Genomic DNA, 11,964 nt, shown 5'->3' with positions numbered 1-11,964 from the left:
TTGGAGGTCCGATGGGTGCCGAGGTGGTTGTTGAGGGGTTGACCAAGTCCTTCGGGAGCCAGAACATCTGGCGTGATGTGACGCTGACGCTGCCGCCCGGCGAGGTGTCGGCGATGCTCGGCCCGTCTGGTACCGGAAAGTCGGTCTTCCTGAAGTCGATGATCGGCCTGCTCAAGCCCGACTCGGGTAAGTGCGTCATCAATGGCACGGACATCGTGCAGTGTTCCGAGCGCGATATGTACGAGGTGCGCAAGCTGTTCGGTGTGCTGTTTCAGGACGGCGCGTTGTTCGGGTCGATGAACCTCTACGACAACGTCGCCTTTCCGCTGCGGGAGCACACCAAGAAGTCCGAGTCCGAGATCAAGCGCATCGTGCTCGAGAAGCTGGAGATGACCGGTCTCTCGGGTGCCGAGGGCAAGCTGCCCGGCGAGATTTCTGGTGGTATGCGTAAGCGCGCCGGGCTGGCGCGGGCGCTGGTGCTGGACCCGGAGATCATCCTGTGCGACGAGCCGGACTCCGGTCTCGACCCGGTGCGCACCGCGTATCTGTCGCAGCTGCTGATTGATCTGAACGCGCAGATCGACGCCACGATCCTGGTGGTTACCCACAACATCAACCTGGCGCGGACGCTGCCGGACAACCTGGGCATGTTGTTCCGCAAGGAGCTGATCATGTTCGGGCCTCGTGAGGTGTTGCTGACCTCGGAGGAGCCGGTGGTGGAGCAGTTCCTCAACGGTAAGCGGCTCGGCCCGATCGGCATGTCCGAGGAGAAAGACACCGCGCAGATGGCCGCCGAGCAGGCGATGGCTGACGCGGGTCACCACCACGGCGGCACCGAAGACGTCCGCGGCATCGTCCCACAGATCCTGCCCACCCCCGGCCTGCCGGACCGCAAGGGCGAGCGCCGCCGCAAAGACCGCGTCATGCAGATCCTGCACACCCTGCCACCCGCAGCCCAAGAAGGCATCATCGAATCACTGTCCGAACAGGACCGGCAGCGCTACGGCGTCCGACCGCACCAGATGACCGGTGTCGGGGGTGCCCGATGACCGCCGTCGCGACCAAGGCTCGTTCGGCCGCCACGACGGCCGCGAGCGAGATCGGGCGGGCGTTCGCCCTTGGCCTTGAGGTCCTGCGCCTGTTGCCGCGGCGGCCATTTCAGTTCGAGGAGTTCCTGACTCAGGCTTGGTTCGTCATCCGGGTGACCATCGTGCCGACCGCGCTGGTGTCCATTCCGTACGGCGCCACCATCGCGTTGCAGCTGGGGTCGCTGACCCAGCAGGTCGGCGCGCAGTCGTTCGTCGGGGCCGCCGGTGTCCTGGCGACCGTGCAGCAGGCCGCACCCATCGCGACGGCACTGCTGATCGCCGGTGCGGCCGGGTCCGCGATGTGCGCCGACCTCGGCGCGCGCACCATCCGTGAGGAGATCGACGCGATGCGCGTGCTGGGCGTCGATCCGATCCAGCGGCTGGTCGTCCCGCGCGTGCTGGCCATGGTGTTCGTCGCCGTGCTGTTGAACGGTTTCGTCAGCATCGTCGGCGTCGTCGGCGGCTACTCGTTCAACGTGTTCCTGCAAGGCGGCACTCCTGGCGCCTACCTGGCCAGCTTCAACGCCCTGTCGCAGCTGCCGGACCTGTGGATCAGTGAGATCAAGGCAGTGCTGTTCGGTTTCGTCGCGGCGATCATCGCCTGCTACCGCGGGTTGAATCCGCGTGGCGGGCCGAAGGGTGTCGGGGACGCGGTCAACCAGTCGGTGGTGATCACGTTCCTGCTGCTGTTCCTGATCAACTGGATTCTCACCACGATCTACCTGCAGGTCGTGCCGCCGAAGGTGGGATGACCTCGATGACAATGACTGTCCAATCCCCGGAGACCAAGCGAAAGTCTCGCGCGGCGACGCTGGCCCGACGTCCCGGTCGCTCGCTCGACGCCTACGGTGACCAGCTCTGGTTCTATGTGCGCGCGCTCGCCTGGATTCCGCGCGCGGTGCGCCGGTATCCCAAGGAGATAGTCCGGCTGATCGCCGACGTCAGCTTCTCCAGCGGGGCGCTGACGGCGATCGGGGGCACGGTCGGCGTGATGGCGGGGCTGTCCTTTTTCGTCGGCACCGTTGTCGGGCTGCAAAGCTACGCCGCGCTGGACCAGGTGGGTGTGGCCGCGTTGGAGGGTTTCGTCTCGGCGTACTTCAACACCCGCGTGGTCGCGCCACTGGTCGCCGCGATCGCGCTGGCCGCCACCGTCGGGTCCGGGTTCACCGCGCAGCTGGGTGCGATGCGCATCGCCGAGGAGATCGACGCGGTGGAGGTCATGGGTATCCCCAGCCTGCCGTACCTGGTCACCACTCGGATCATCGCGGGGACCATCGCGGTCATACCCCTGTACGTGCTCGGCCTGATGTCGTCGTACGCGGCCTCCCGGTTCATGGTCACGCTGTTCTACGGCCAGTCCGTCGGCACCTATGACCACTACTTCAACCTGTTCTTGCTGCCTGAGGACGTGCTCTGGTCGTTCGGGAAGGTGCTGGTGTTCGCGGTGGCCATCATCGGCGTGCACTGCTATCAGGGCTACTACGCCAGCGGCGGCCCCGCGGGCGTTGGTGCCGCCGTCGGGCGCGCCGTGCGGACCTCGGTGACGCTGGTGGTCTTCCTCGACTTCTTCCTCAGCCTCGCGATCTGGGGCACATCGACCGGGGTGAAGGTGGCCGGATGAGTAACGAGAGAGGCGAGCTGCCCACGCTCGCACGCCGGGCGCTCGGCGTGGTGTTCCTGCTTGGCGTGGTGGGGTTCCTGGTGTTCACCGTGCTCGTCTACCGCCAGGTCTTCACGCAGGCGGTCCACGTCGACCTGCGGGCGGAGCGGGCTGGCAGCCAACTCGTGCCGCACGCCGACGTCAAAATCCGGGGCGTGCGGGTCGGGGAGGTGCGGTCCGTGGACGCGGCCGCCGACGGGGTAACGCTGCGGCTCGCCCTTGACCCCGACCACACCCACATGGTGCCGAGCAACGTCACCGCTCGGCTACTGTCAAAGACGTTGTTCGGGGAGCGTTACGTCGACCTGCTCATGCCCGCGCGGCCGGCCGACGCGATCGAAAACGGGGACGTTATCCATGAGGATCGCTCGAAGGCCACGGTCGAGCTGAACCGGGTGCTGGACAACCTGATGCCGCTGCTGACGGCGGTGAAGCCGGATCAGCTGGCCACCACCCTGACGTTGACGGCCACCGCGCTGGACGACAACGGCGAGCGGCTCGGCGCGGTGCTGGTCAAGCTGGACCGCTACCTCGGCGAGCTCAACCCGTCCGTGCCGGAGCTGACCGAGAACCTCCGGTCGCTGGCCGAGCTCTCCGACGTCTACGCCGACGCCGCCCCGGACCTGCTGCGTGGGCTGGACGACCTCAGCCGCACCAGCCGCACCGTGCTGCGGCAACAGGACGACTTACAGGAGTTGCTGATCACCCTGACAACCACCGCCGACGACGCGCGCGAGTTCCTGGTGGCCAACGGAGACAACGTCGTCGATCTGGCGAAGGTCAGCAGGCCGACGCTGCGGCTGCTGGCGCGCTACGCCCCGGAGTTCCCGTGCTTCTACCGGCAGCTCGACGACATCCGCGGGCGGCTCGACGAGGTCTGGGGCAAGGAGGCAGGAGACCACAAGCTGCACCTGAACGTCGCGATCGTGCAGCCGCGCGGGAAGTACCAGCCCGGCCGCGACGAGCCGCGGTATGCGGACAAGCGAGGACCGGCCTGTTACTCCTACTCCGGCCGCGCGCCGCAGCACCCGCCGGGCGGCAAGATCAAGGACGGCTCGACCGAACCTCCAGCGGGCCCTCTCGTCAAGGGAGAGGGGTGAGTGCCGTGCGTCGTCACCTGGTTCCCACACTGCTGAAGGTCGCCGCGTTCGTCATGGTCACCGTCGTGTCCACCACACTGCTGGCCCTGACCATCGCCAACACCGGCCTGCAGTCCACCGACAGCTACCGCGCCCGGTTCACCGATGTCACGGCGGTCCACTCGGGCGACGACGTGCGGATCGGCGGGGTGCGCGTCGGCCAGGTCGAGGAAATCGGCCTCGCTCCCGACGGCAGTGCCGAGGTCGAGTTCTCGCTGGACGAGGGCAGGCGGATCCCGGCGGACACCCGCGCGACCGTCAAGTTTCGCAACCTGGTCGGCCAGCGCTATATCGCGTTGACCCCCGGGCCCGATAAGCAGGCGGCTCCGCTGCCGCACGGCGGTCTGATCCCGCTCGACCACACCGCACCGGCGTTGAACCTCACCGAGCTGTTCAACGGCTTCAAACCACTGTTCGCGGCGCTTGATCCAGACGACGTCAACACGCTGTCCTACGAGATCATCCAAGTGCTGCAGGGCGAGGGCGGCACGGTTCGCAGCCTGCTCGCACACACCGCGTCGCTGACCACGACCCTGGCCGAGAAAGATCGGGTCATCGGCGAGCTCGTGACGAACCTCAACACCGTTATGGGCCAAATCGCCGCCCGCAACGACGACCTGTCCGACCTGCTGGCGACCTTGCAGCGGTACGTCAGCGGACTGGCGGAGGACCGCAAGCCGATCGGGGAGGCGGTGGACGCGGTCGGGGATCTCACCCGCACGACCGCCGGGTTCCTGCGCGAGGCACGCGAGCCGCTCAAGCGAGACATCGCGGGGCTGCGCTCGCTGACGACCCTGCTCGACGACAACAACGAGACCGTCGAGCGGTTTCTGCAGCGGCTGCCCGGCAAGGTCGCCACGATCACCCCGACCGCGTCCTACGGATCGTGGTTCAACTTCTACCTGTGCCAGAGCTCCGGCAAGGTCACGATCCCCTCGCTGGACATCGAGCAGCAGGTGTACCCGACGCCGCTGGCCGAGCAGTCACCGAGGTGTGTCCGATGAAATCCTTCACCGAACGAAACCCCGTGCGGATCGGCGTGCTGGGCGTGCTCGGCGTCGTCGTGGCGCTCACGATCTCCTTCTACTCCGACGACCTGCCGATCATCGGCGGTGGCACGACCTATTCCGCCCAGTTCGCCGAGGTCGCCGGGCTGCGGGTGGGCAACGAAGTCCGCACCTCCGGGGTGCGGGTCGGCAAGGTCACCGACATCGGACTTGCTGGCGACAAAGTCACCGTCGACTTCCGTGTCAAGGATCTCGACGTCGGCGACGCCTCCACGGTGTCCATCGAGATCAAGACCCTGCTTGGTCAGAAGTACCTCGCCGTGGAGCCCAAGGGAGACCAGCCGCAAGACCCGGACAGCGTTATCGCTGGCGCGCGGACCCGCTCGCCCTTCGACGCCAGCGAAGCACTTGACCAGCTTGGGCGCACGGTGACCGACATCGACACCGAGCAGCTCGCCAAGAGCTTCGACACGATCTCCGAGACGTTCGCCGGATCCGGTAAGCAGGTCCGCGAGGCTCTGTCCGGGTTGTCGAAGCTGTCCGAGACGGTCGCCAGCCGCGACCGTGAGCTCGAGCGGCTGCTGTCGAACACCCGGGTCGTGACCGGCACGCTGGCTGCCCGCGACAAGCAATTGCGCGCCCTGATTGGTGACGGGTCGCTGCTGATGCGGGAGCTGCAAGCACGCAAGCAGGCGGTCGAGAAGATGCTCGTCGGCGTCCGCGAGCTCAGCCAGCAGCTCAGCGGTGTCGTCGCCGACAACCAGCGTCAGCTCAACCCGGCGCTGCGCAAGCTGGACAGCGTCGCGGGTGTCCTGGAGCGCAACCAGCGCAACCTCAGCCGTGGTCTGGAGAACCTCGCGCCGTTCTATCGGCTCTTCGCCAACACCCTGAGCAACGGCAGGTGGTTCGACACCTACGTGTGTGGGTTGCTGTCCCCGCACGTCAACCTCGACTTGCTCGACCTCAACTCCGGCGGCTGCAAACCGCCACACACCGGGGGTGGACGATGAAGATCCCGCACAAGACGCTGTCCTCCCGCCTTGCGTTGGCCATCGCGGTGTTGCTCATCGCCGCCACGGCGGCATGGACCATCTCCGCGCAGAACGGGCAGCACAGGATCACCGCGCTGTTCGGTAATGGCGTCGGCGTCTACGAAGGCTCGGAGGTGCGGATCCTCGGCTACGCCGTCGGCGAGGTCGTCGCCGTGCATCCGCAGGGGCGCGACGTCAGGGTCGAGATGACCGTCGACTCCGACATCGACATCCCCGCCGACGCGGAGGCGCTGGTCATCGCGCCCAGCCTGGTCGCCGACCGGTATGTGCAGCTCACCCCGCCATACCGGAATGGCCCGACGATGAAGTCCGGCTCGACGATCCCGCGCTCGCGTACGGTCACCCCTGTCGAGTGGGATGAGCTGCTGGCCAGCGTCCAGCAGCTCACCACCGCGCTCGGGCCGGACGGCGCCAATGCCGACGGGTCACTCTCCCGGCTGCTGGACACCGGCGCCGATGCGTTGGACGGCAACGGCCGCACGATCAACGAGACACTCGACCGGATCAGCAACCTGGCCGCGACCCTGTCCGACAACCGGGAGGCCCTGTTCGGCTCGGTGAGCAATCTGCGGACCTTCGTGGCGACCCTGGCCGAAAGTGATGCCCAGGTCCGCGAGCTGACCACCCGGCTGGCCGACGTCGTCGGATTCCTCGACGACGAGAAGGGTAAGCTCGCATCGGCATTGCGAACCTCCGCGGTGGCGCTGGCGGACGTCAAGGCGTTCGTCAAGGACAATCGCGGTCTCATCAAGTCCAATGTGGACAAATTGGCCAAGGCCAGTCGTGCGTTGGTCGACCAGCGCGGCGCGCTCGCCGAGATCCTCGACGTCGCACCGGCCGCGCTGAACAACCTGATCAACGCCTACGACGCCAAAACCGGCAGGCTGCACGTTCGCGGCAACCTCAACGAACTGGCCGAGCCACCGCTGGTCACCGTCTGCGGGCTGATCCGCGAACACCAGCCGTCTGACGTGCCCGACGTGCTGCGACGGGCCTGCGGTCAGATCGCCGACATCGTCGACGACTCAGCGCGGCCGCCCTCCGCCGCCGAACTGCTCTCCCAAGCACAGCAAGGAGATCTCGAACTGCCCCTGGTGCCGGGAGGTGAGCGATGAGCACCCGTACCCGCCTCGCCGCGGTCCTGATGGCTGTCGCCGTGGCCGTCACTGGCTGCGGATTCAAGGGTATGCACGACGTGCCGCTGCCGGGCGGAGCCGACGTGGGCGCCAACCCGTACCGGGTGACAGCGCACTTCGCCGACGTCCTGGACCTGGTGCAGCAGTCCGACGTCAAGGTCAATGACGTCGCGGTCGGTCGGGTGGAGCGCATCGAGGTTGCTCCGGACGGCTGGACCGCCGAGGCCACCTTGTTGATCAACGACGACATCCGGCTGCCGCGCAACGCGACCGCGCAGCTGGTGCAGTCCAGCCTGCTCGGCGAGAAGTTCGTCCAGCTCGCCGCCCCGGCGAAACCGCGTGGCACGCTGCGCGACGGCGACACCATCGACAGTTCGCGCACCGACCGCTACCCGGAGGTCGAAGAGATCCTCGGCGCGCTGGCGATGTTGCTGAGCGGCGGCGGGATCGACCAGATCCGCACCATCTCCCGTGAGGTCAACACCGCGCTGTCCGGTAACGAGGCGCAGATCAGGAGCCTACTGTCCAACCTGGACCAGTTCGTCGGCCAGCTCGACGACCAGCGCGGCGACATCACCGACGCACTGACCGGACTGAACCGGCTGAGCAAGACGCTCGCCGCGCAGCGCGACACCATCGACACGACGCTGACCGATCTCGAACCCGGAATCAAGGTGCTCGCCGCGCAGCGCAAGGAGTTGCGCACGATGCTGCGCTCGCTGGACACGCTTTCCGGTGTCGCCACCGACACCATCGAGCGCAGCCGCGAGGACATGATCGCCGATCTCAAGGCGCTCGCACCGACCCTGCGCAAGCTGTCACAAGCGGGCAAGCACCTGCCACGCTCGCTCGAGGTGCTGCTGACCTTCCCGTTCACCGACGCCTCGATGGACGTCATCCGCGGCGACTACACCAACATCGACGTCAAGCTCCAGGCCAACCTCGACGTCCTGCTGAGCACCCTCACCGCGGGCGCGTCGCGTTCCTCGTACGGAGCGGACGGTTCGACGCGGTCGCCCGGCTCGGCGGGGCCACCGGCGCCGAATCCGTCGCCCGATCCACCGCTGCCGCTGACCGGCGGCAGCGGGTCGCCGGAGCTGCTCGGCGACCCGATGTCACTGCTGGGAGGTGGCGGCTGATGCTGACCAGACGCGTGCGCATCCAGGTCGCGGTATTCGTGATCATCTCGGTGCTCGGCGTCGCCTACGCCGCGATCCGGTACGTCGGCCTCGGCGGGCTGGTCGGCCTTGACGGCTACCAGGTGACCGTCAACCTGACCGAGACCGGCGGGATATTCCCTGACGCCGCGGTGGCCTACCGAGGAGTCTCGGTCGGCACGGTCGAGGACATGCGTCTCACTGCCGAAGGCACCGCCGTCGAACTGCGCATCGACGAGTCGGCACCGCCCATCCCGGCCGACGCGCGGGCCGTGATCACAAACCGGTCAGTCATCGGCGAGCAGTACGTCGACCTACGGCCGGACACCGCCGACGGACCCTACTTGCGCGAGGGGGCTGTCATCGCCGCGTCCCGGACGTCGACCCCGCCCCCGATCCACAGGGTGCTCGTCGACCTGGATCGGACGCTGACCAGTGTGCCGCTCGACTCGCTGCGCACCGTGGTTGATGAACTCGGCACCGCCACCCGCGGCACCGGCCCCGCACTGGCGTCCTCGATAGACTCGAGTAACGCGCTCCTGGACACCGCGATCGAGCACCTGCCCGCGACTACCGACCTGATCAGCAAGAGCCGGACCGTCCTGCGCACCCAGCTGGATCAGGCCGACAACATCCGATCCTTCGCCAGGGACCTGCGTGGACTCGCCGGGCAGCTGCGCGAGTCCGATCCCGACTTGCGGGAGATCCTGGCCACCGGCCCCGGCGCCGCGTCCGAACTCGACCAGCTCATCCGCGGCGCCGGGCCGGGCCTGAGCGCTCTTATGGCCAACCTGCTGACGACCTCCGACGTCGTAGTGCGACGCCTCGATGGTGTTGAGCAGATCCTGGTCAGCTACCCGCACCTGACGGCCGTCGCGCCGACCGTCGTGCCCGGCGACGGCACCGCGCATCTGGGCTTTGTCACCAACTCCTTCGACCCGATGCCGTGCACGAAGGGATACGAGGGCACCACGCTGCGGCCGGGCAGTGCCACGACGACACAGCCGTACAACGCCGACGCACACTGCGCCGAACCACCGGGCAGCCCCACCTCGGTGCGTGGTGCGCAGAACGCACCCCACGGAAGCGGTGGTTGACATGACGAACCACGTCGACGTCTCGGACGAGCCTGAGACGGCCGATGAGCCCGAGACGGCTCATGAGCCCGACAGTTCTGACGAGCCTGACGATGCCGACGCGGGCGGTGGAACGGATCGCGGCAGGCGATCATGGATCACGGTCGGCCTGGCAGTAGTGATCGTGCTGGCGGTCGCTGCCGCGGTGTGGTTCGCCATCCGGCTGGCCACCGCGGCGAGCGGCGCGGACCACGAAGCGGCCGAGGAGCGTGACGCGGCCCTCGCCGCAGGCGGCAGAGCCGTCGTCACGTTGAACACGCTGGACCACCGCACCGCCGAGGACGGCATCGCGCGTTGGCAGGCGGCGTCGACCGGGATGTTGCGCGAGCAGTTGGCAGCCAGCAAGGAAGACCTGATCGCCGCCGTGCGCAAGGCCAAGTCCAGGACAACAGCGCACCTCGTGGCGGCGGCGCTCACCGAACTCGGCAAGGGCGAGGCACGCCTAATGGCCGTCCTCGACATCAAGGTCCGGCCCGCCGAGGAGGAACCGACCACCAAGCGTGCCCGCTATATCGCCGACCTGGTCAAGGTCGGCGGCGAATGGCGGCTGGGTGGGCTGTCCTCGGTCGCCGTCGAGAAGTAGGGAGGTCCGCATGGCTGAGTCCGCACGATCGTCCCGGACGCGCGTAGCCCTGGCCGTCGTTGCTGTTCTGGTTGTCGCGGCTGCCGTCGCGCTCGGTATCGCCGCCGAGAGCAAGCCACGCCCTGGCGAGATCAACTACGCACACGTCGACCAGCCGCGCACCACCGCGGTCGCCGACCAAGCGCAGCGCATCACCGATAAGGTGTTCAGCTTCACGCCGGACACGGTCGCGGCGACCAAGCGCACCGCGCAGCAGACATTGCGCGGCGATGCGGTCGCACAGTACGAGAAGCTCTACGGCCCGTTGCTGTCCCAGGCCCGCAACGATGGGCTGTCCATGGACACATCGGTGGCATCGGTCGGCGTCCAGCAACTGCGCGACGACCACGCCACGGTACTGGTCTTCGCCAACCAACGCGGTCAGAAGAAGGGCTCCGACCAGCCCAGCCTCGGCGGCGCGCGCGTTAAGCTTGAGCTGCTCCATACCGACGACGGCTGGAAAATCATCGGCATAACCGTGCTCTGAGGCGAAGATGATCTACTTTGCTCCCTGGCTGACCATCAGAACCGGACAATCGGAACGAATTTTGGTAGCTCAGGGAGCAAAGGAGATCAAATACGGGCATGGCCGCTTATGGGGCGTACGTCTCGAGGTGGGCCCCGTACCATGGACTCGTACGTATCGCGAACGATAAGTAGGAGTAATGGTGGCGGGGTCGTTGGTGCCAGGAGGGATCGGCGCGCACACGAGCTGCCTGCTGGTCAAACTGGGCCAGGTGGTGTATCGGCTGGCCGAGGAGCGGCTGGACCAGCTGGGTATGCGGGTGCGGCATTACAGCGTGCTGCAGGCGCTGGCTGACAACGGTGCGATGAACCAGCTCGCTCTCGGGGCCTACCTGCGGATCGATCCGGTGACCATGGTCAGCACCCTGGACGACCTCGAAGCGCTAGGGTTCGCGGTCCGCACCCGTGACCCGCAGGACCGGCGGCGGTATCTGGTCGATCTGAGCGATGCGGGCCAGGACGCGCTGGCGAAGGCGAACGCGATACTTGCCGAACTCGACGAGCAGGTGCTCAGCGATGTTCCGCGGCGGTCCCACGCTTCACTGCACAAGCAGCTGGAGCGGTTGAGCGAGGGGGCCGCGCTGCCCACCGAGTTCGACCGAGTTCGCGATCACACGGGATCGACGAAGAGGTCCAGCGCCGGTTCACCATCGGCGGGTTGGTAGGCCGACAGGTCGGTCATGCCTTCGTCGGCGAGCACCTCGTCGTCGATGAAGTGGTTGCCGGTGCAGTCTCGGGCGTCGCGGGTGAGGATCGCATGCGCGGCGTCGGCGACGATCTGTGGTGTGCGGGCCCGGTTCGCGCCGCCGACGACGTTGCGTACGGCGGCGGTGTCGATCAGAGTGCGGGGCCAGAGTGAGTTCGCGGCGATGCCGTCGGCCTGCCACTCCTCGGCGAATCCGATGGTGCACAGGCTCATCCCGTACTTCGACAGGGTGTAGCCGAGATGCGCGCCGACCCAGGCGGGGGAGAGGTTCAGCGGCGGGGACAGGGTGAGAACGTGCGGGTTCGCGGCTTGGCGCAGGTACGGCAGCGCCGCCTTGCTGAGCAGGAGCGTTCCTCGGGTGTTGATGTCCTGCATGAGGTCGTAACGCTTCATCTCGAGCTGTTCAGTGGTGGACAGGTCGATCGCGCTGGCGTTGTTCAGCACGACGTCGATGCCGCCGAACCGCTCGGCGGCCTTGCTCGCCGCGCTCATGACGTCCTCGTCGGAGCGCACGTCGCCGACGAGTGGCAGCGCCTGGCCACCGGCGGCCTCGATGTCGCGGGCGGCGCTGTAGACGGTGCCTTCGAGTGTGGCGTGCGGCTCGGCGGTCTTGGCCAGCAGGGCGATGTTGGCGCCATCTCGGGCTGCCCGTAGTGCGATGGTCAGACCGATTCCTCGGCTGCCACCGGACATGAGGATGGTCTTTTCAGCGCGGGTGCGGGTCATGCGTTGGTTC

General features: G+C 67.3%; 13 protein-coding genes. 12 read left to right on the top strand and 1 reads right to left on the bottom strand.

Translation table 11 applies throughout. From position 1 onward, the window contains the following. Positions 1 to 11: 11 nt before the first annotated feature. The 12 genes from AMYHA_RS23015 (at position 12) to AMYHA_RS26090 (ending at position 11,187) form a co-directional block, all read left to right on the top strand. Entirely contained in the window at positions 12 to 1,049 is a 1,038-nt protein-coding gene (locus AMYHA_RS23015; RefSeq protein ID WP_084037451.1) for an ABC transporter ATP-binding protein, read from the top strand. Beyond that, positions 1,046 to 1,840, top strand: coding sequence for an MlaE family ABC transporter permease (locus AMYHA_RS23010; RefSeq protein WP_051400227.1), 795 nt, complete (start codon positions 1,046 to 1,048; stop codon positions 1,838 to 1,840). Before AMYHA_RS23015 ends, AMYHA_RS23010 begins: the two co-directional genes overlap by 4 nt. A 5-nt stretch (positions 1,841 to 1,845) precedes the next feature. After that, positions 1,846 to 2,709: an MlaE family ABC transporter permease gene (locus AMYHA_RS23005; protein WP_084037662.1), complete on the top strand. Its 864-nt coding sequence runs from the start codon at positions 1,846 to 1,848 to the stop codon at positions 2,707 to 2,709. Then, positions 2,706 to 3,848: an MCE family protein gene (locus AMYHA_RS23000; protein ID WP_051400226.1), complete on the top strand. Its 1,143-nt coding sequence runs from the start codon at positions 2,706 to 2,708 to the stop codon at positions 3,846 to 3,848. The genes AMYHA_RS23005 and AMYHA_RS23000 overlap by 4 nt, the downstream gene beginning before the upstream one ends. Before the next feature lie 53 nt (positions 3,849 to 3,901). Further along, a complete protein-coding gene (locus AMYHA_RS22995; protein WP_051400494.1) occupies positions 3,902 to 4,891 on the top strand; it encodes an MCE family protein in 990 nt (329 codons plus the stop codon). Beyond that, positions 4,888 to 5,904, top strand: coding sequence for an MCE family protein (locus tag AMYHA_RS22990; RefSeq protein ID WP_034274490.1), 1,017 nt, complete (start codon positions 4,888 to 4,890; stop codon positions 5,902 to 5,904). Before AMYHA_RS22995 ends, AMYHA_RS22990 begins: the two co-directional genes overlap by 4 nt. Continuing rightward, positions 5,901 to 7,061, top strand: coding sequence for an MCE family protein (locus AMYHA_RS22985; protein ID WP_034274488.1), 1,161 nt, complete (start codon positions 5,901 to 5,903; stop codon positions 7,059 to 7,061). Before AMYHA_RS22990 ends, AMYHA_RS22985 begins: the two co-directional genes overlap by 4 nt. Then, complete coding sequence (locus tag AMYHA_RS22980; RefSeq protein ID WP_034274486.1) at positions 7,058 to 8,221, top strand: MCE family protein; 1,164 nt, start codon at positions 7,058 to 7,060, stop codon at positions 8,219 to 8,221. Before AMYHA_RS22985 ends, AMYHA_RS22980 begins: the two co-directional genes overlap by 4 nt. Further along, on the top strand, positions 8,221 to 9,336 hold the full coding sequence (locus AMYHA_RS22975) for an MCE family protein (protein WP_231104869.1): 1,116 nt from the start codon (positions 8,221 to 8,223) through the stop codon (positions 9,334 to 9,336). The genes AMYHA_RS22980 and AMYHA_RS22975 overlap by 1 nt, the downstream gene beginning before the upstream one ends. Position 9,337: 1 nt before the next feature. Then, positions 9,338 to 9,958 carry a hypothetical protein gene (locus AMYHA_RS22970; RefSeq protein ID WP_051400225.1) on the top strand — a complete coding sequence of 207 codons (621 nt, stop codon included), beginning with the start codon at positions 9,338 to 9,340 and terminating at the stop codon, positions 9,956 to 9,958. Positions 9,959 to 9,968: 10 nt separating this feature from the next. Beyond that, complete coding sequence (locus tag AMYHA_RS22965) at positions 9,969 to 10,484, top strand: hypothetical protein (RefSeq protein ID WP_034274484.1); 516 nt, start codon at positions 9,969 to 9,971, stop codon at positions 10,482 to 10,484. Between the two features lie 181 nt (positions 10,485 to 10,665). Continuing rightward, the gene (locus AMYHA_RS26090) at positions 10,666 to 11,187 is read left to right on the top strand and encodes a MarR family winged helix-turn-helix transcriptional regulator (RefSeq protein ID WP_169732973.1); all 522 of its coding nucleotides are present in this window, start codon (positions 10,666 to 10,668) and stop codon (positions 11,185 to 11,187) included. On the opposite strand, the gene AMYHA_RS22955 is transcribed toward AMYHA_RS26090, so the two are convergent. After that, positions 11,133 to 11,954 carry an SDR family oxidoreductase gene (locus AMYHA_RS22955; RefSeq protein ID WP_034274482.1) on the bottom strand — a complete coding sequence of 274 codons (822 nt, stop codon included), beginning with the start codon at positions 11,952 to 11,954 and terminating at the stop codon, positions 11,133 to 11,135. The genes AMYHA_RS26090 and AMYHA_RS22955 overlap by 55 nt on opposite strands. Between the last annotated feature and the right edge of the window lie 10 nt (positions 11,955 to 11,964).

The organism is Haloechinothrix halophila YIM 93223 (assembly GCF_000504245.1).
GTDB classification, from domain to species: Bacteria; Actinomycetota; Actinomycetes; order Mycobacteriales; family Pseudonocardiaceae; genus Haloechinothrix_A; species Haloechinothrix_A halophila.
Note: the sequence above shows the minus strand (reverse complement) of the source record. Positions and strands in the feature narration are given on the sequence as shown.